The organism is Aestuariibaculum suncheonense (assembly GCF_014596935.1).
Classification (GTDB): domain Bacteria; phylum Bacteroidota; class Bacteroidia; order Flavobacteriales; family Flavobacteriaceae; genus Aestuariibaculum; species Aestuariibaculum suncheonense.
In genome coordinates this window covers 228,671-248,489 of the sequence record NZ_JACVXC010000005.1, presented here as the reverse complement: position 1 = coordinate 248,489, position 19,819 = coordinate 228,671, and the positions used below count along the sequence as shown (strand labels likewise).

The 19,819-nt window shown below is 35.9% G+C and carries 19 protein-coding genes and 1 tRNA gene; 16 read left to right on the top strand and 4 right to left on the bottom strand.

The window, feature by feature from the left end; all coding sequences use genetic code 11:
- The first annotated feature begins 881 nt into the window (after nucleotides 1–881).
- Complete coding sequence (locus ICJ84_RS13820; protein WP_188217003.1) at nucleotides 882–1,925, top strand: acyltransferase family protein; 1,044 nt, start codon at nucleotides 882–884, stop codon at nucleotides 1,923–1,925.
- Between the two features lie 416 nt (nucleotides 1,926–2,341).
- Here ICJ84_RS13820 and ICJ84_RS13815 read toward each other — a convergent pair.
- A tRNA-Pro gene (locus tag ICJ84_RS13815) sits at nucleotides 2,342–2,416 on the bottom strand.
- Between the two features lie 139 nt (nucleotides 2,417–2,555).
- Between ICJ84_RS13815 and ICJ84_RS13810 the strand changes: the two genes are divergently transcribed.
- The 15 genes from ICJ84_RS13810 (at nucleotide 2,556) to ICJ84_RS13740 (ending at nucleotide 17,164) form a co-directional block, all read left to right on the top strand.
- Nucleotides 2,556–4,841, top strand: a complete 2,286-nt coding sequence (locus ICJ84_RS13810; RefSeq protein WP_194408563.1) for a TonB-dependent receptor domain-containing protein — start codon at nucleotides 2,556–2,558, stop codon at nucleotides 4,839–4,841.
- Between the two features lie 6 nt (nucleotides 4,842–4,847).
- Nucleotides 4,848–5,969, top strand: coding sequence for a PQQ-dependent sugar dehydrogenase (locus tag ICJ84_RS13805; RefSeq protein WP_188217002.1), 1,122 nt, complete (start codon nucleotides 4,848–4,850; stop codon nucleotides 5,967–5,969).
- 8 nt (nucleotides 5,970–5,977) lie between these two features.
- Nucleotides 5,978–6,379, top strand: a complete 402-nt coding sequence (locus ICJ84_RS13800) for a c-type cytochrome (protein WP_188217001.1) — start codon at nucleotides 5,978–5,980, stop codon at nucleotides 6,377–6,379.
- 67 nt (nucleotides 6,380–6,446) lie between these two features.
- Complete coding sequence (udk, locus tag ICJ84_RS13795) at nucleotides 6,447–7,052, top strand: uridine kinase (protein ID WP_188217000.1); 606 nt, start codon at nucleotides 6,447–6,449, stop codon at nucleotides 7,050–7,052.
- A gap of 3 nt (nucleotides 7,053–7,055) precedes the next feature.
- Nucleotides 7,056–7,379 carry an FtsB family cell division protein gene (locus tag ICJ84_RS13790; RefSeq protein ID WP_188216999.1) on the top strand — a complete coding sequence of 108 codons (324 nt, stop codon included), beginning with the start codon at nucleotides 7,056–7,058 and terminating at the stop codon, nucleotides 7,377–7,379.
- Nucleotides 7,372–8,742: a methylmalonyl-CoA mutase subunit beta gene (locus tag ICJ84_RS13785; protein WP_188216998.1), complete on the top strand. Its 1,371-nt coding sequence runs from the start codon at nucleotides 7,372–7,374 to the stop codon at nucleotides 8,740–8,742. The genes ICJ84_RS13790 and ICJ84_RS13785 overlap by 8 nt, the downstream gene beginning before the upstream one ends.
- A 1-nt stretch (nucleotide 8,743) precedes the next feature.
- The gene (locus ICJ84_RS13780; protein WP_188216997.1) at nucleotides 8,744–9,334 is read left to right on the top strand and encodes a hypothetical protein; all 591 of its coding nucleotides are present in this window, start codon (nucleotides 8,744–8,746) and stop codon (nucleotides 9,332–9,334) included.
- Between the two features lie 3 nt (nucleotides 9,335–9,337).
- Complete coding sequence (gene scpA, locus ICJ84_RS13775) at nucleotides 9,338–11,458, top strand: methylmalonyl-CoA mutase (protein WP_188216996.1); 2,121 nt, start codon at nucleotides 9,338–9,340, stop codon at nucleotides 11,456–11,458.
- A 119-nt stretch (nucleotides 11,459–11,577) separates the two neighbouring features.
- On the top strand, nucleotides 11,578–12,342 hold the full coding sequence (locus ICJ84_RS13770) for a ParA family protein (RefSeq protein WP_188216995.1): 765 nt from the start codon (nucleotides 11,578–11,580) through the stop codon (nucleotides 12,340–12,342).
- A 2-nt stretch (nucleotides 12,343–12,344) separates the two neighbouring features.
- Nucleotides 12,345–13,253 (top strand): ParB/RepB/Spo0J family partition protein, encoded by a 909-nt coding sequence (locus tag ICJ84_RS13765; protein WP_188216994.1) that lies wholly within the window; start codon nucleotides 12,345–12,347, stop codon nucleotides 13,251–13,253.
- Nucleotides 13,243–13,857 (top strand): DUF5683 domain-containing protein, encoded by a 615-nt coding sequence (locus ICJ84_RS13760; RefSeq protein ID WP_188216993.1) that lies wholly within the window; start codon nucleotides 13,243–13,245, stop codon nucleotides 13,855–13,857. The genes ICJ84_RS13765 and ICJ84_RS13760 overlap by 11 nt, the downstream gene beginning before the upstream one ends.
- 2 nt (nucleotides 13,858–13,859) lie before the next feature.
- Nucleotides 13,860–14,564, top strand: a complete 705-nt coding sequence (gene dapB / locus ICJ84_RS13755; protein WP_188216992.1) for a 4-hydroxy-tetrahydrodipicolinate reductase — start codon at nucleotides 13,860–13,862, stop codon at nucleotides 14,562–14,564.
- Nucleotides 14,565–14,631: 67 nt separating this feature from the next.
- A complete protein-coding gene (gene lepB, locus ICJ84_RS13750; RefSeq protein WP_188216991.1) occupies nucleotides 14,632–16,212 on the top strand; it encodes a signal peptidase I in 1,581 nt (526 codons plus the stop codon).
- Nucleotides 16,213–16,229: 17 nt separating this feature from the next.
- Nucleotides 16,230–16,856, top strand: coding sequence for a WbqC family protein (locus tag ICJ84_RS13745; RefSeq protein ID WP_188216990.1), 627 nt, complete (start codon nucleotides 16,230–16,232; stop codon nucleotides 16,854–16,856).
- Nucleotides 16,856–17,164 (top strand): DUF6122 family protein, encoded by a 309-nt coding sequence (locus ICJ84_RS13740; RefSeq protein WP_188216989.1) that lies wholly within the window; start codon nucleotides 16,856–16,858, stop codon nucleotides 17,162–17,164. The genes ICJ84_RS13745 and ICJ84_RS13740 overlap by 1 nt, the downstream gene beginning before the upstream one ends.
- On the opposite strand, the gene ICJ84_RS13735 is transcribed toward ICJ84_RS13740, so the two are convergent.
- The 3 genes from ICJ84_RS13735 to ICJ84_RS13725 are packed head-to-tail and all read right to left on the bottom strand — an operon-like array spanning nucleotide 17,165 to nucleotide 19,818.
- Nucleotides 17,165–18,196 (bottom strand): endonuclease/exonuclease/phosphatase family protein, encoded by a 1,032-nt coding sequence (locus ICJ84_RS13735; RefSeq protein WP_188216988.1) that lies wholly within the window; start codon nucleotides 18,194–18,196, stop codon nucleotides 17,165–17,167.
- A 30-nt stretch (nucleotides 18,197–18,226) separates the two neighbouring features.
- Nucleotides 18,227–19,072: a rhomboid family protein gene (locus tag ICJ84_RS13730; protein ID WP_188216987.1), complete on the bottom strand. Its 846-nt coding sequence runs from the start codon at nucleotides 19,070–19,072 to the stop codon at nucleotides 18,227–18,229.
- On the bottom strand, nucleotides 19,072–19,818 hold the full coding sequence (locus tag ICJ84_RS13725) for a rhomboid family intramembrane serine protease (protein WP_188216986.1): 747 nt from the start codon (nucleotides 19,816–19,818) through the stop codon (nucleotides 19,072–19,074). Before ICJ84_RS13725 ends, ICJ84_RS13730 begins: the two co-directional genes overlap by 1 nt.
- Between the last annotated feature and the right edge of the window lies 1 nt (nucleotide 19,819).

Sequence of the window (19,819 nt, the reverse complement as noted above, 5' to 3'; positions counted from 1 at the left end):
TGACAAATAGAGTTTGAATCTCTAGTTTTAAGGCTTTACAGCGCATGGCAAACGCTACGCTAGGCCATGCTTCTCTGTCCTTACTGCGCCTTAAAACTGATCTTGCTACGAAATGAATCATAGGTCAACATCTTGTTTGATGTACCCTGTAAGTTTTAAACAAATGGATTCCGCATCAGGTGCGGCATGATAGTGGGATGTGAAACGTGAGGCGTGAGATGTCAGTTGTTTAGTCCCTTCTTGTAGTAATCAAGCCCCTTTTTCGATTTGACGGTAAACGATTTTACTCCTCTTAATATCAAATCTACCTACGCAGGAAATCGAAGATTCTACTTAGTCAACACTAGATTTGATTGGGGCAAGGGGTTTTATTTTAGCGTGTTCATTTTTATTCGTGTATGTCTATTGTCTTATTTAGAACTCATGATGTTCTCTTTTATTCGTGCCTATCTATTGTTTTTTTTTGAACTCATGATGTACTTCGCAATTTGCTTGACCAAAAAAGAACCAAAAAAGTCAAGTCAAAAAATAGGAAATTGCTAAAGCACCATGCGTTTTCGGAATTGCATGCTTGATGCTACGCATCGCAGTTTCATTCCTCCTCTTATTATTTCTGATTTTTGACAGCCCTAGTTTGGTAATGTGAGGCGTGAGGTGTTAAGTCGTAAAGTTCTATTACAGTTTTAAACAGATGACTTTACTTTGCTTATCATTAATGACATTAGGCTTGAAAAAACGTGAGAGATTGTCTTTTGCGAGAGATTGAAAAGAGATTAAAATAAGTAATTAAACTTAATTGTTATAGGTTAAACACAATATCATTAGTTTAAGAATGGAATAATATATTTAATTTATATTTACTTGAACTTTAACCAGTACTTATGTTTGGAACTTACAGGACGTTATTAGCTATTGCAGTTGTATGCACTCATTTATTATTAATACCTGCTATAGGCCAATATGCTGTTCATGGGTTCTTTATATTAAGTGGTTATTTGATGACCTATATTATGCACCACACCTATGGATATGATTTGAAAGGGATTTTTCGCTTTGGTATTAATAGGTTTTTACGACTTTATCCAACTTACTGGTTTATATTGTTGGTATCTATTTTAATTATTTATTTTTACGGAGAAGATTATTCCAGAGCTTATAAGGATGCATTATATATACCTAAAGAAAAGAAGGAATTTATTTATAATTTTTCATTAATCTTTCCAAGATGGACTCCGCATTTGATTCATCCCAGGTTATCTCCTCCTTCGTGGGCATTAACTGTAGAATTGTTGTTTTATTCGCTAATTGCCTTCGGGCTATCGAAAACAAAAAGGCGTACTTTAATATGGTTTTTTTCAGGTGTGATATATTTTGTTGGCACCTATTTCGTAGGATTGGGAAGGGGATATAGATATGATTTTATTTTAGCCGGAGGTCTTACTTTTTCAATAGGCGCTATTATTTATCATTATAAGCGATTTATTCTATCTGTTTTAAGTCAAATAGGCGTAAAACTTAATATTTATGTTTTATTTATTCTGTTAGTTTTTAATGCGGTATTAGGTTCTGTAACTCATTTGAAGCAGGATCTTAGTTATATTAATGAAATGAATTTTTATTTAAATTATATATTAAATGGGCTAATCATAGTTTATTTAATAGATAATAAGCTTCCTTTTGTATCGAAATCTACAGATAAATCTATTGGGGACTACAGTTATCCTATTTATTTATTTCACTGGCAGGCTGGTTTTGCTGCAACAATGTTGCTTTGGGGAAAGCCTGTTTTAAATAATAGTTTTACAGGTGTACTTACAGTTGTTGTTGCATTTGGTCTAATTATCGTTTTATCTAAATTCAGTTTTATACTTATTGATGTTCCTATTCAGAAAGTCAGACAATATGTAAAAGGGAGAGTGTCGTGAGACTAGGAGTGGTTGAGTTACAGTCGCAGTTTACTGTTGTGGGGCTTAGATAAATGAATTCCGCATCAGGTGCGGAATGATAGTGGGATGTTAAGCGTTGTCGGTTGTGGGGTGTTAAGCGTGAAACGTGGGGCGTGAGACGTGAGTCGTTAAGTCGTAGTTTGCTGTTGTGGGGCTTAGATAAATGGATTCCGCATCAGGTGCGGCATGACAGTGGGGTGTGAAGCGTGAGGCGTGAGGTGTTCAGTCTCCATTTTAATATAGGAAGTCCATAATACATTTCGTTTAAACCTCTACACACCGAATTGCACACCTAACATTTAGTTTTAAATGAATTCAAACAAATGCATGAAAAATAAAAAACACTGAAAATCAAAAGATTAACAGTGTTTTAGTTTAACTTATTACTAAGTTTGTCGGGGTGGCAGGATTCGAACCTGCGACCTCCTGCTCCCAAAGCAGGCGCGATAACCGGGCTACGCTACACCCCGAGTATAATGGTTATCTCATTACGGGGTGCAAATATACTTCTTTATATTAAATACACAACCCTTTTTCTTAAAATTTTCAATTAATCACACATTTAATTTTTAGCTAATTTAGCCGACAACCATCTAACACACTTTAAGCTTGAACTTTAAAAAAGTTATTCTACTATTTAGTATTTCAATATTTATTTTCTTCACAGGTTTCTCTCAGCAAAAAATTAGTGGAAAAGTAATTGACCTTGATACAAATGCCCCGATTTCTAAAGCTTCAATAGTTTTAAAAAATAATAGAGACACTATATATACTAACAACCAAGGACAATTTGAAATTTATGCTTTAGGAACCTATATGGTTAAAAAATCGGGATACTTAGATAAAGAAATAACTATTCTGAAGAACAATCCTATTGTTCAACTTCAAATAAATCCTTCCGAATTAAATGAAGTTGTTATTAATGCGAATCAAATCCCCAAAACACTAAATACTTCATATGCCTCCTATGAAGTTATATCATCTCAAGATATTCAACAAAATAACAGCATAAACTTTGCCACTATACTAAACCAGGTTCCGGGAATTTTTATGCAAAATGGCGCTTTAAATACCAACCGAATTACCATAAGAGGTATTGGCTCAAGACAGTTATATGGCACCAGTAAAATCAGAGCTTATTTTAACGACATTCCTTTAACTACAGGAAACAGCGAAACAACTATTGAAGATTTTGAATTAGGTGCCCTCTCAAGAATTGAAATTATAAAAGGTTCGGGGTCTAGTATTTATGGTGCCGGATTAGGTGGAACCATCAATTTAATTCCGAAAACCGCCATTTTTAATGAAACTAAAATACAAAACACCTCAACTATCGGCTCATTTGGGGTATTTAAAGATGTTATTGAATTCAGTTCTGGGTATAAAAACACAAGCTTAAATGCTATTTACAGTCATACACAAAGTGATGGATACAGAGCCAACAGTGCATACAATCGAAAAACCATAACCTTAAACGCTAATCACTTTATAGATGAACAGAATGAAATTTCTCTTCTCGGAAGTTTTGTAGATTTAAAAGGCTACATACCAAGCTCAATCAACGAAAATACTTTTTTAAATGCACCAGAATCGGCTGCTTTTTCATGGGCACAATCAAAAGGTTACGAAGACACAAAGCGAAGTATTCTAGGCTTATCATGGCATCATCAATACCGTAAAACTATTTTACAAAAAACCAGTGTTTTTACTTCTTTAAAAAATGCGTATGAACCGAGACCTTTTAATATCCTTTCGGAAAATTTATCGGCTTTAGGCATTAGAAGTAGACTTTTAGGTGATCTCGGAAAACTGAAATGGACAGTAGGTATAGAATTTTTCACAGATTTCTACAAATGGAAAACTTTCGAAAATCTTTATCAGAACTATCCATCCGGAACCGGCAGCGTTCAGGGTGACATGCTTACAAACTTTAAAGAAAAACGGCATTACTTCAATATTTTTATGGAATCTAATTATGCCATAAACCATGATACCGAAGTCAGCTTTGGGTTGAATTTAAATAAAACATCATATAAACTTCACGACTATTCCAACAACGGAACAAACCCTAATCAAACAGGCTCATACGGCTTCAAAAGTATCCTGTCTCCTACTTTTGGGTTAACACATGCACTTTCAAGAAACATCAAACTTTATTCTAATATCAGTCACGGATTTTCACCTCCAACTACCACTGAAACATTACTCCCCGATGGCTTAATCAACCCAGATATTAAACCCGAAACTGGCTGGAATCTTGAAATCGGATCCCGTTCGGTTTTTTTTAACAACAGACTGCGATTAAATGTATCTGCTTTCCAATTAAACATCTCCAATTTACTTGTTGCCAAACGAACAGGAAACGACGAATACATTGGGCTTAACGCAGGAAAAACGCAACATAACGGTTTTGAATTAAGTGGTAACTTTCAGTGGTTAAAAAATAAAAATTATAAATTAAATACAGATTTTAGCTATACATTAAATCATTTTAAATTTAAAGATTATGTTGATGGCGATAACGATTATTCTGGTAATGATTTAACCGGTGTTCCAAACCATACCTTTAACATGAGTTTAATTTTCAACACTGCCTTTGGAATTTACGGGAATATAAATTTTCAAAACATTGGAAGTATACCAATCACTGACAGCAATAGCTTATATACAAGTTCTTACAGCCTAACCCATTTTAAAGTAGGTTGGCAAAAAAAACTTAATAAAAAACTAAATATTAATATATTTTTAGGTTTAAATAATATATTTGATACAGCCTATGCCTCTCAAATTCTTATCAATGCGACGGGCTTCAATGGTGCTCTACCTAGGTATTATTACCCAGGAAATCCTATAAATTATTATTCAGGATTTAATGTTACATACAACATAAACTAACAAGCAATGAAACCAATTTACAACTTATTAACCTTATTCATAGTTTACACGTCCTGCGCTCAGCAAACTGAATCTGAAATAAAAGCAGAATCTCCTGTTAATATCGAATACACAACCGAACTCGTTGTTCCCGATTTAAACATTGCCTGGGGAATGGCTTTTCTTCCTGATGAGAGCATTTTAGTAACTGAAAAATCTGGTGAGCTTATTCATTTTAAAGATGGCACCAAAACCACAATTAGTGGTTTACCGGAAATTTATGTGCGTGGTCAAGGCGGATTTATGGACATTAAATTGCACCCTGATTATGAAAATAACGGCTGGATATACTTCTCATATGCCTCTCCCGAAGGTGAAGGCGAAGGTGGAAACACAGCGATTATGAGAGCAAAATTAAACGGCTCGTCATTATCAAACCAGGAGCAACTTTATAAAGCTGTCCCAAATACTACCAAAGGACAACATTTTGGTTCTCGAATTGAATTTGACAATGAAGGTTATTTATTTTTCTCGATTGGTGAACGCGGACAACGAGACATCAACCCACAAGATATTAACCGAGATGGTGGTAAAATTTACAGATTGCATGCTGACGGTACTGTTCCAACTGACAATCCTTTTGTTAACAACTCTGGAGCAAAAACTGCCATTTACAGTTACGGACACAGAAATCCTCAAGGCATGACCAAACACCCTGAAACCGGTGCTATCTGGACACATGAGCATGGTCCGCAAGGTGGCGATGAAATTAATATTATTCAAAAAAGTAAAAACTATGGCTGGCCGGTAATTTCATACGGCATTAACTACAGTGGCACAACCTTCACTGACATCACCCAAAAAGAAGGCATGGAACAACCACTTTTTTATTGGATTCCTTCCATAGCACCCAGTGGCATGGCTTTTGTAAATTCTGATAATTATCCGAACTGGAAGGGCAACTTACTGGTTGGTTCATTAAAATTTCAATATTTAGAACGTCTCATTCTTGAAAATAATAAGGTTGTAAAACGCGAAAAATTATTCGAATCTATAGGTCGGGTTAGAGATGTTCGTCAAGCGCCAGACGGCTATATCTATTTAAGTGTAGAAGGTAAAGGCATCTATAAAATTGTTCCAAAAAACTAATTTAAACTATGAAATTCATCTTACTAAGCTTAATCATTACGGCCTCTTCGATCACCTATAACTTAAAGCAAAACTCCCCCCTTGAGGAAAGCATAAAACGTGGGAGTGAAATTTACACCGATTTTTGCATGAACTGCCATTTACCTAGTGGGGAGGGGGTAAAAAATGTATATCCCCCACTCGCTAAATCAGACTTTCTTACTAAAAATCAGGAAGCCAGTATAAGAGCCGTAAAGTATGGCATGACTGGTGAAACAAAAGTAAATGGCATGACTTATAAAAATGTTATGGCTCCATTAGGATTGTCAGACACCGAAGTTGCCGATGTCATGAATTACATTAACAACTCCTGGGGTAACAAAAATAAAAAAATGGTCACCAAGGAAGTCGTTGAGAAAATCAAAAAATAAGCACATTCTCGATTAATTGTTTTACATTTATTTAAATTTGTAGAAGGCTAATCAAACAACATTACACATGCTTATTATTGGAATTGCAGGCGGAACAGGTTGTGGTAAAACAACGGTTGTAAACCAAATACTTAACGAATTACCGGAGAGTGAAATAGGTGTGATTTCGCAGGATTCATATTATCAAGACACCTCACATTTAAGTTACGAAGAGCGTGTAAAAATCAATTTCGATCACCCAAGATCGATAGATTTTGATTTACTTGAGCGTCATTTAAAAGATTTAAAAAGCAATAAACCGGTACACCAACCTGTTTATTCTTTTGTAAAACACAATCGAACCGGAGATACCATTTTAACACACCCCAGAAAGGTGATGATTGTTGAGGGTATTTTAATTTTAACCAGCCCCGAAATAAGAAACATGTGCGATATTAAAATATTTGTTCACGCCGATTCCGATGAGCGTTTAATACGCCGTTTAAAACGCGACATTTCAGAACGTGGTCGTGATTTAGAAGAAGTTTTAAGTCGATATCAAACCACTTTAAAACCCATGCACGACCAATTTATCGAGCCCATGAAAGAATTTGCAGATATCATCATCCCCAACAACAAGTACAATACGGTTGCGGTAGATATTGTGCGAACTATTATTAATAACCGATTATAAAGAATGGCTTTATTCAAACATAAAATATTCAAACCTTTTAAAAATATTTTCGTCCTCATCATCACGCTTTTTGTGGTTTGGATGCTGTTTTTTGACGCCAATTCCTGGCTTATTCACAATGAGTTAAATTCTGATATTAAAGATTTGGAAGCCGAAAAAGAATACTATTTAAAGCAAATAGAAAAAGATAAAAAGGCCCTGAAAAAACTGAGCACAGAAGAAGGTATTGAAAAGTTTGCGCGCGAAGAGTATTATATGAAACGTGATAGCGAAGAAATTTTTATCATCGAATACGAAGACAGTTTAAAAACAACATCTAATGAATAAAGGACTATTTAGCGAATTTGATGCCGTTTCTACCAAACAATGGAAACAAAAAATTCAATTCGAGCTAAATGGCGCGGATTACCAAACCCTTGTTTGGCAATCTAATGAAGATATTTCGGTAAAACCCTTTTATAATGCCGATGACATTAAAGATTTTCCCTTGACTTCTAACGTCAAAACAACCCAATGGTTCATTTGTGATACTGTATTTGTTAACGATGCTGAAAACGCCAACCGCAAAGCTCTAAAAGTCATCAAAAATGGGGCTGAAAGCATAAAATTCATCATTCCAAACAACGATATTCCTATTGAAACGCTTTTAAACCATATTGATTTAGAAGCTATTCAACTGCATTTTGAATTGCATTTTTTAGATGTTGAATTCACAAAACAGCTTTTGAATACGGTTTCAAAACCAAACATATTTGTTCATACAGATATTATTGGCAAACTTGCTAAAACCGGCAACTGGTTTAACAATATGAATGCTGATATTGAAAACTTCAAATCTATAATTGAGATTACGAATACTTATAGCATCAACAGTTCATTATACCAAAATGCGGGAGCAAATATGGTTCAGCAATTAGCGTATGCTTTAGCCCATGCCAACGAGTATTTAAATATACTAGATGATGATTTAACTTCCGAAGCTAAACAACAAACCAAAGTCATTTTTAACGTTTCAGCAGGCAGTAATTACTTTTTCGAAATTGCCAAATTGCGCGCCTTGCGATTACTATGGAAAACTTTAGCATCTGAATACGACATTAATACAGAATGTCAAATTTTCACAACACCATCTAAGCGCAACAAAACGGTTTACGATTACAACACCAACATCTTGCGTTCTACAACCGAGTGCATGAGTGCTATTCTTGGCGGAGCAGATACGGTTTTTAATTTACCTTATGATGCTGTTTACCATAAATCAAACACCTTTAGCGAACGCATTGCACGAAATCAGCTACTTATTTTAAAACACGAAAGTTACTTTGACAAAGTGAATAATCCGGCAGATGGTGCGTATTATATAGAATCGTTAACCCAGCAGCTAGCCGAAAAAGCCTTAATACTTTTTAAAGATATTGAAGCGAATGGTGGCTTTTTAAAACAGCTTAAATCAGGTACTATTCAACGAAAAATAAAGGAAAGTGCTCAAAAAGAACAAATTCAATTCGATAACAAAGAGGAAATTCTGGTAGGTTCCAATAAATATCCAAATCCGGATGACCGAATGAAAGCAACATTAGAATTATATCCTTTCGTTAAAACTCATTATAGAAAAACATTAATCGAACCCATTATAGAAAAACGATTAGCCGAAACTTTAGAACAAAAACGCTTAAACAATGAAAATTAATATGAAGTCAAATCTTAACTTTTTTGCATTTTTATTAGTCATCACTTTTTTCAGCTGTAAAAACGGTTCAACTTTTTCAGATTTTCAATACGCTGAAAAGCCGGAAACCATAACCTGCCAAGGTTTAGTCCCTAACTTATACAAAGAAGCGTTGTACGCTTTTGAAGACGATATCGTCGCTTTCTATGGCAAAGAAAAACCTAATAATAGCTTAACTCAGGCGTATTATCAATTTATTCGTGATGCTAACGCCAAACGTGTTAATTATTCAGGAATTGCATCAGAACACACCTTAAAAATTTTTGAAGCCTTAAAAAATGAAGGAGATTTATGGGATGCCGAAAACCCAAATAGCCACTTAAATTACAAAGGCACGTTAATGAGTTGCGTAGCAACAAACATTCATGATGAAAGTTTAAAAACCACTATGAATGCATTGATTTCAACCAACAGCATGAGTCCAAAATTATTTGGCGCGCCTTTAATGTCGAGCTATCGTTCAATTTTATCTGATAAATATTTGGCAACCTACGTAGCTTTCGATTTGTTTTATGCTAACCTTTTCAATTTAAATAAAACACCTCAATCCTAATTCATGTCCAGAAAAAATCTTCAACATATCACCCTTAAATCAGCAGACCAAAACCTGAAGTCCGAAAACCAATTGTTCGAGACTGCGGAAGGTATTGCTGTAAAATCAATCTATTCAAAGGAAGATATTGAAGATTTAGACCATTTGAATTTTGCTGCCGGTATCACGCCTAACCTACGTGGCCCCTACACAACTATGTATGTTAGAAAACCATGGACCATAAGGCAGTATGCAGGATTCTCCACAGCCGAAGACAGCAATGCGTTTTACAAGCGTAATTTAGCAGCCGGACAAAAAGGTTTATCGGTCGCTTTCGATTTAGCAACGCATCGCGGTTACGATTCTGATCACGACCGTGTGGTTGGAGATATTGGAAAAGCCGGAGTAGCCATAGATTCTGTGGAAGACATGAAGCGACTGTTCGATGAAATTCCATTGGATAAAATGAGCGTTTCCATGACCATGAATGGCGCTGTTCTACCCATTATGGCATTTTATATTGTCGCCGCCGAAGAACAAGGTGTTAGCCAAAATCAACTATCGGGGACCATTCAAAATGATATTTTAAAAGAGTTTATGGTGCGTAACACATATATTTATCCACCTAAACCTTCTATGAAAATCATCTCCGATATTTTTGAATACACTAGCAAACACATGCCTAAATTCAACAGCATCAGCATTTCAGGATACCATATACAGGAAGCCGGCGGAACCGCAGATATTGAATTAGCCTATACCCTAGCCGATGGCTTAGAATATATTAAAACAGGATTGGCTGCTGGTTTAGATATCGACGATTTTGCTCCTCGCCTATCCTTTTTTTGGGGAATCGGTATGAATCATTTTATGGAAATCGCCAAAATGCGAGCTGCACGTATGCTTTGGGCAAAACTGATAAAACCATTCAACCCTAAAAACGAAAAATCACTAAACCTAAGAACACACTGTCAGACCAGTGGCTGGAGTTTAACCGAGCAAGATCCATTTAACAATATTGCAAGAACCACGATTGAAGCCGCTGCTGCCGTTTTTGGTGGCACACAAAGTTTACACACCAATGCTTTGGATGAAGCCATTGCCCTTCCAACTGATTTTTCGGCACGTATTGCCCGAAACACACAACTATTTCTTCAGGAAGAAACAAAAATTACCAAGACTGTAGATCCCTGGGCCGGTAGTTATTACCTTGAAAAACTCACTAATGATATCGCTGAAAAAGCCTGGACATTAATTGAAGAAATTGAAGGTTTAGGTGGAATGACTAAAGCTATTGAAGCTGGAATTCCAAAAATTAGGATTGAAGAAGCCGCTGCTAGAAAACAAGCCCGAATAGATTCTAATCAGGATACTATTGTTGGTGTTAACAACTATCGCTTAAAACAGGAGGATCCGATTACTACACTCGAAGTCGACAATCAAACCGTTAGATTAGCCCAAATAGACCAGCTAAAAACCATTAAAGCCAATCGAAATTCAAATAAAGTTAATGATGCTTTGGAAAAATTAAAGGAAGCTGCCCGAACAGGACGTGAAAATTTATTAGATTTAGCTATTGAAGCCGCTCGCGAACGCGCTACTTTAGGTGAAATTAGCATGGCCTTAGAAACGGTGTTTGGGAGACATAAAGCTCAAATAAAATCTTTTTCAGGGGTGTATAGTAACGAAATTAAAAACGATGATGCTTTTAAAAAAGCAAAAAATCTTGCCGATATATTTGCAAAACAGGACGGTAGACGCCCTCGCATTATGATTGCAAAAATGGGACAAGATGGTCATGATCGCGGCGCCAAAGTGGTCGCTACCGCTTATGCCGATTTAGGCTTCGATGTCGATATCGCTCCCTTATTTCAAACTCCACAGGAAGTTGCTAAACAAGCCGTTGAAAACGATGTACATATTCTGGGTGTATCCTCTTTAGCCGCAGGACACAAAACCTTAGTCCCCCAAGTAATTGAAGAATTAAAACAGTATGGCCGTGAGGATATTATGGTTATTGTTGGCGGTGTGATTCCTAAACAAGATTATCAATTTTTATTCGATGCCGGTGTTGTTGCTGTTTTTGGTCCGGGGACAAAAATTAGTGAAGCGGCGATAAAAATTTTAGAGATTTTAATCGACTAACGGATTATTTTATTAACAAAAGAAACTTCAAAATTTTATTAAAAGCCACTGTTAACAAATTCCGTTTTTATTACTAAATAATAGTTGTATTTTTACCCCTAATAAAACCAAATCATTTCATGGGTAAAATAATTGCAATTGCTAACCAAAAAGGGGGTGTTGGTAAGACAACAACATCGATCAACTTAGCGGCTTCTCTTGGAGTTTTAGAAAAAAAAGTACTACTTATTGATGCTGATCCTCAGGCAAATGCAACTTCTGGAATTGGAATGGATGTCGAGAGCGTAGAAATTGGAACCTACCAACTTTTAGAACATTCGCATGCTCCTAAAGACGCCATCGTAAAAACCGACACGCCAAATCTGGATATTATTCCTGCACACATCGACCTTGTAGCTATCGAAATTGAACTTGTTGATAAAGACCAGCGCGAATACATGCTTAAAAAAGCATTGGTTGAGATTAAGGACGATTACGATTACATCATTATCGACTGTGCGCCATCATTAGGCCTACTTACTTTAAACGCCTTAACGGCTGCTGATGCTGTTATCATCCCAATTCAGTGTGAGTACTTCGCTTTAGAAGGTTTAGGAAAATTACTAAACACCATAAAGAGTGTTCAAAAAATTCACAATAAAGAATTAGACATTGAAGGCTTATTGCTTACCATGTACGATTCGCGTTTAAGACTGTCGAACCAAGTGGTTGAAGAAGTTCAAAAACACTTCAACGATATGGTTTTTCAAACTATTATTCAACGTAATGTACGTTTAAGTGAGGCCCCAAGTTACGGCGAAAGCATAATTAATTACGATGCGGCTAGTAAAGGCGCAACAAATTACTTAAGTTTAGCTAAAGAAATTATCAATAAAAACGCATAAATATGGCTAAGGCAACAAAAAAGCAAGCTTTAGGAAGAGGATTATCGGCACTTTTAAAAGACCCTGATAACGATATACAATCGGTACAGGACAAGGGTGCAGATAAAGTGATTGGAAACATTGTTGAATTAGACATCGATTTTATTGAAGTTAACCCGTTTCAACCACGTACCAACTTTAGTGAAGAATCACTGCGCGAGTTAGCGTCTTCAGTAAAAGAATTAGGTATTATTCAGCCTATCACGGTTAGAAAGTTAGGGTTTAACCAATACCAGTTGGTTTCAGGAGAGCGTCGTTACAGAGCTTCTAAACTAATTGGATTAGAAACCATTCCGGCATACATTAGAATTGCAAACGATCAGGAATCGTTAGAAATGGCCTTAGTTGAAAATATTCAACGTCAGGACTTAGACCCTATCGAGATTGCCTTATCATACCAACGTTTAATTGACGAAATCAATCTAACTCAGGAACAAATGAGTGAGCGCGTGGGTAAAAAACGTTCAACCATTGCGAACTACCTGCGTCTTTTAAAACTAGACCCGATTATTCAAACCGGGATGCGCGACGGATTCATTTCTATGGGACACGGTCGTGCTTTAATTACTGTTGAAGACCAAAGTGCCCAGCTGGATATTTACGAAAAAATTCTATCTAATCAGCTTTCGGTAAGAAATACAGAGGAACTGGTTAGAACTTACGGCGAAACCAAAACTGTCGAACCAACTCCAAAAAAACAAACCGAAACTGTACCTACCTACATAAAAGATGGCATTGGCGCTTTTTCTGAATACTTTGGTCATAAAATTGACGTTAAAGTATCTAAAAACGGTAAAGGTAAAATTACCATTCCGTTTCATTCAGAAGAAGATTTCAATCGAATAACAAAATTAGTAAAGGGTGCCAAATAAACTTTTAATAACAAGCGCATTAGCGCTTTTGTTTGGTTTGTGTGTATCAGCGCAAGAAAAAAACAACAAAAAACCAGAACTTCCGAAAGAAGTGGTTGTTGATACCCTTGTACAATTGCCTCAGGAATTTAATCCGTTATCGCCCGCTAAAGCAGCTTTTTACTCTGCTGTGCTGCCAGGTTTAGGTCAGGCCTACAATAAACGCTTTTGGAAAATTCCTTTGGTTTATGCTGGTTTGGGTACCGGTGTGTATTTCTACATTAACAATAACAAAGAATATAACCGTTATCGCGATGCCTATAAAAGCCGTTTAGCCGGATTTGAAAATGATGAATTTTATTTTGATTCGGAAGGCAACAAATTAAATACACCTCGTGTTACCACGGAAGGGTTGGAACGCGGACAAAAATTCTACAGAAAAAACAAAGAGATTTCACTTTTAGTGACACTGGGCATTTATGCCCTGAATATTATTGATGCTAATGTTGATGCACACCTTATGCAGTATAACATTGATGAAAACTTATCATTAGCGCCACATTACAGATTTAACGAGATCGATGCAACAAGCAATCTCGGCCTAACATTTAATTTTAAATTTTGATTATGAAAATAGCTTTACTTGGTTACGGAAAAATGGGGAAAACCATCGAACAAATTGCTATTAAACGCGGACATGAAATTGTTTTAAAAGTAGACAAGAATGACGATGCTTACGATATTACTCAAGCCGATGTTGCCATCGATTTTAGTATCCCAACAGTGGCTTTTAACAATATCTCTAACTGTTTAAATAACGGTGTTCCTGTTATTTCAGGAACTACAGGATGGTTGCAGGATTACAATAAAGCTGTGGCTTTATGTGAAGAAAAACAAGGTGCTTTCATTTATGCATCTAACTTTAGTTTAGGTGTTAACATCTTTTTTGAGCTAAACAAAATATTGGCTAAAATGATGAATACACTTAAGCAATATAATGTGACTATGGAAGAAATTCATCATACACAAAAATTAGATGCGCCAAGTGGTACCGCTATTACTTTAGCCGAAGGTATTATTGAAAACCACAGCGGTTACGACAACTGGAAATTAGATGAAGCTGCTGAAAAAAGCCTTCCAATTGTTGCAAAACGTATTGAAGATGTTCCTGGCACACACACTATTAATTACGAAAGTGAAGTCGACACCATCACTATTGAACACACAGCACACAACCGTCAAGGATTTGCCTTAGGCGCTGTGATTGCAGCTGAGTGGATTATTGGTAAAAAAGGCATTTTCAACATGAATGATGTGTTAAATATTGGTTAACACCTGTATTTGAAGTAACAAATGAAGTAAGTTTAAACACTAACGACACAAACAAAACAACATAGGTATGACATTAATGCAATGGTTTATTTTCATCTTGATTATTCAGGTGATTCACGGTTTAGGAACTTGGAAACTTTATATTAAAGCAGGCAGACAAGCCTGGAAAGCCTTTGTACCAGTGTATAACGCCATAGGGTTAATGCACATTATTAACCGCCCTTGGTGGTGGACCATCTTATTATTTTTGCCTATTGTTAACCTGATTATGTTTCCGGTAGTTTGGGTTGAAACTGCCAGAAGTTTTGGTAAAAACTCAAGAACAGATACCCTGTTAGCTGTTATTACTTTAGGGTTTTACAACTATTACCTGAACTATGCGACTAACGAAGAACACATAAAAGACCGCAGTTTAAAGCCAACTACAGATGTTGGCGATTGGGTAAGTTCTATATTATTTGCTATCGTTGCGGCAACTATTGTTCATACTTATTTTATTCAACCTTTTACCATTCCGTCATCATCGCTAGAAAAATCATTATTGGTAGGTGATTTCCTGTTTGTAAGTAAGTTTCACTATGGAGCAAGAATACCAATGACAACGGTTGGAGCTCCAATGGTTCACGATACCATTCCAGGACTTAACAAAAAATCATACCTTTTTGATGACCATTACGAAGACAGAAAAACCTCTTTAGTAAATAAGTTACAGTTACCATATTTACGTATTCCTGGTTTTGAGGATATTGAGCGAAATGATATTGTCGTATTCAACCAACCAGCTGATACACTATTGGATATGAATAACTTCCATCCGGATAGAAACTATTACAAACCTATTGACAAAAAAACCAATCTGGTAAAACGTTGTGTCGGTATTGCTGGTGATACTTTAGAAATTCGTGATGGTTATGTGTTTATCAATGGAGTACAAAATGTATTACCGGACCGTGCACATTTACAGTTTAGTTATTTAGTACAACCAAAAAGCACACAGTTTAACCCTAAAGTATTAAAAGATCGCTACGACATTACGGATGGCTTTGGTATTATGAACAATCAAAATACCTATTACTTCTCCGCTATTTCAGATGAAGCGTTAGCTAAGTTTAAAGACAATCCTAATGTGGTTAGTATCACACCGAACAAAAAACCTAAAGGCGAACGTGATGCTTCTATTTTCCCCCACGATCCAAATTACAACTGGAATGTTGATAACTTCGGACCGATTGTCATTCCTGAACAAGGAAAAAGCATTGCACTTAATATCGAAAATTTACCGCTTTACAAACGCGCCATTAGCGAATACGAAGGCAACAATGTTTCAGTTAAAGGCAACCAGATTTTGATTAATGGTGAAGCAACTACCTCGTATACCTTTAAACAAAACTATTACTGGATGATGGGTGATAACCGCCACAACTCTATCGATTCTCGATTTTGGGGCTTTGTACCTTTCGATCACGTGGTTGGAAAACCAGTATTTATTTGGATGAGCTGGGATGGCAAATCGCCTCGTTGGGATCGTTTCTTTACGACCGTTAGTGGTAAAGGAAAAGCGACATCGTTCCTAATTCCCTTCCTGATTTTATTAGCTGGTTATTATGTATTCAGCAAATGGAGAGCTCGTAAAAAAGCAAATGCTTAATTGGCTTATTTTTTAAAATGAATATTATCATTCACCCGACTTATTTCCCAAGTATAGCACAGTTTGTTGCTATTGCGAACGCGGATGACGTAACTTTAGAAGTTGATGATAATTTCTTAAAACAAACCTATAGAAACCGGGCTTATATTTACGGCGCTAATGGTAAGCAAACCTTAAATATTCCTGTAATTCACACACAGAAAAACAGACAAAAATATAAAGATGTAAGGATTTTCAATGAAGACAACTGGCAAAGTAATCATTGGAAATCTTTAATATCGGCCTATAGAACATCACCGTTCTTTGAATATTACGAAGATGAACTGAAACCTTTATTTGAAACTAAAGCAGATTATATTTTAGATTTTAACCTGAACTGTTTTGAAGTCATCTGTGATTGTTTACAACTGGATATCGCCCCTGTTAAAACGGAAGTCTTTCAAAAAGAAGTTAATGAGCATACTACCGATTATCGCTATTTAGTTCACGCTAAAAAAGAACTGGAACAACTTTTTGAACCCTACACGCAGGTATTTGATGATAAACATGGATTCATACCCAACCTGAGTATTCTGGATTTACTCTTTAACGAAGGCCCGAATGCCTTGACTTATTTAGAAAACCAAACTTTAGCACCTCTGTAATGGTTCAGTTTATTGCGCATTACGGCTGCCATGTGTTTTTACCTCTCATCGTAGCGTTAATCTGGTATAAACCACAGGTGATGATGGCTTATAGCATCATGTTAGCAGGATTTTTAATTGATATCGACCATCTATTAGCCACACCTATGTTTAGTCCGAATCGATGCAGCATCAACTTTCATCCCCTGCACAGTTATTACGCGATTGGAGTTTATGTCCTGTTATTAATTCCGAAGAAAACGAGATTGATTGGCTTAGGCTTGGTGATTCACATTATAGCCGATGTCATCGACTGTTCGTTTATGTAACTATTCCTTTTGCTTTAAAGCCAGTGTAGCCATGATGGGATAATGATCTGAATAATGTTCATTATACGACTTGAATCCGTTAACAGCAAAGGCTTCATCAGAGAAAATATAATCGATGCGCACCGGAAAAAACTGAAAATCGTAGGTACGGCCAAAGCCATTACCTGCCGCTTCAAAAGTATCAGTTAAATCGCCTTTCATTTTTCGATACACATACGAATACGCCGTATTATTAAAGTCTCCACAAATAATCATTTTATAATGGCACTTTGCTTTGTGATTCAAAAGCATTTCGGTTTGTGATTGCTGCTTTTTAAATGTTGACCCTATACGATTAATCAATCGCTCTGAATCTTCATTCTTTAAGCTTTCTAGTTTGGTTTCAATACGCAACGATTCTAAATGTACATTATAAATTCTCAAGGTATCTTTTCCTTTAACAACATCTGCATAAATAGCATTGTTCGATGTATTAGGAAATTCTACCGACCCTGAATTGATAATAGGATATTGCGAAAAAATAGCCTGACCATGTTTTATTTTTTTTCCTGAGAGGTGTTCGTACTTGTATTTAAAAAACGACAAATCGTTATTTTTACGAGGGTGGTAATCTTGAATACACAAAATAGCTGGTGCTTCTTTCTTTACAAAATCAATCATTTTTGTGTCGATATCGGTTTCAGGAATCCAATCGAATAAATTAAACAACCTCACGTTGTAATTCATTACTTTAAAATTTTTCGGATCTTCAACCTTTTTTGATGTCGAAAATTTATATAAGGATCCAAAACAAAAATACCCAACAACCAAAACAACAAGCGATAAGAGCAGCTGTTTTTTCACCCGAATCAACCAATATAAGAAAAATAAAACGTTAACAACAATCAGGAAAGGCACTCCTAAATTAAGCACCGATAATACCGCAAATGTCCTGGGAGGTAAAAAAGGTAAAGCATAAGAAAACAAAAGCACTAACGCTATGACCGCATTAATTAGATAAATAAGCTTGTTAATAGCGCTAAGGTTTTTCATGGGTTTAATAACGTCTTATAAACAGATACCTTATTTACCTGCTCTAAATAAAAACTCCTTTTCTTCGGCTGTAAGACTATCGTAACCACTTTTACTTATTTTATCGAGAATAACATCAATTTTCTTTTGTGTATTAAACTCATTAAAATCGGCTTTAGTATACCCACTTACTTTAGTTTTATTTTTATGAACTGTTTTTAAAGGTCCTTTTTTTGAAAGTTTCATATTCGAAAACATACCCACCAGACTTTCAAATCCACGGCCAATATCATTGCCTTTCACCAATTGTTTAGCATAAAAATACCCTAATAAAGCACCTCCAAGGTGTGCTAAATTTCCACCAGCATTCATTCCGAATAATCCAAAAATATCCAAAATAACAATCGCCACACCTATATACCACAATTTGATATTAAAGGTAAAAAAACGTACTTCCTGATTAGGCATATAGGCACAAATGAAAATCAACAAAGCACGAACTGCTGCCGATGCGCCGACTAACGTTGAATTTGTTCCGAAGAATCCTGGAAATAGTGAATAGCCTAAAAGAAATAACATTCCACCACTCATCGCCCCTAAAAAATAAATGTTAATGGCCATTTTAGAGCTAAATAAGTTTAAAAACATCTGCCCGATAAAATACAACCAAAGCATATTAAATAAAATATGTAACGGATCGTAATGTAAAAAGGCATACGTAATAATAGACCAAGGTCTGATGATAAAACTGTTGAAGTTACTCGGTAACTCAAACCACACCAAATAAGACCGAAGCAGTAAGCCAATAACAAAAACAACCACATTTGTGGCTATTATTTTTTCAAGGACATTAAGTCTCGCTAATTTATATTTTAAATCATCGAATAAACTACTCATTAATACCAACGATTTTGGTTAAACTGATTCTTTTTCCAGTACCACATGATAATAAAGCCAATAACAGCCCCACCAACGTGCGCCATATACGCCGTGTTACTTGGACTAAAAAAGGATTGTCCTGTAATACCTGATACTAAATCTAAGATAATAATTCCGGGAATAAAATACTTGGCTTTTATAGGAATTGGTAAAAAAATCATCATCAATTCAGCATTTGGGTTCATCATACCAAAAGCCGCCAAAACCCCCATAATGCAGCCTGAAGCGCCTACCATACTGGCTTTATATACCGGAAAAATATTCTGCAAATCGGTTAACTGCTGATTGGAAACTCCGCTCAACACTTTGTTTTCCGATAACATATGAGTAATTTGATCGGAAGTTAATCCTGAAGCTATTAAATCGTTAAAACTTGGAATAAACTCAACGTAATAATACCCTAATTGCAGTAAAACTGCTCCTATTCCTGCCGAAAAATAGATAAATAAAAAACGTTTACTTCCCAAAACCTGCTCCACTGGTGTTCCAAACATCCAAAGCGCAAACATATTAAACAAGATGTGAGATATCCCACCATGCATAAACATATGCGTTACAATTTGCCATGGCTTAAACATCTCATTCTTTGGAAAATATAGCGCAAACCAGTCATAAAACATACCATTTCCAATAGCTAATGTTCCTACAAACATAATCACATTAATAATGATTAGGTGTTTTACTGTTTCAGAAATTCGCATCATA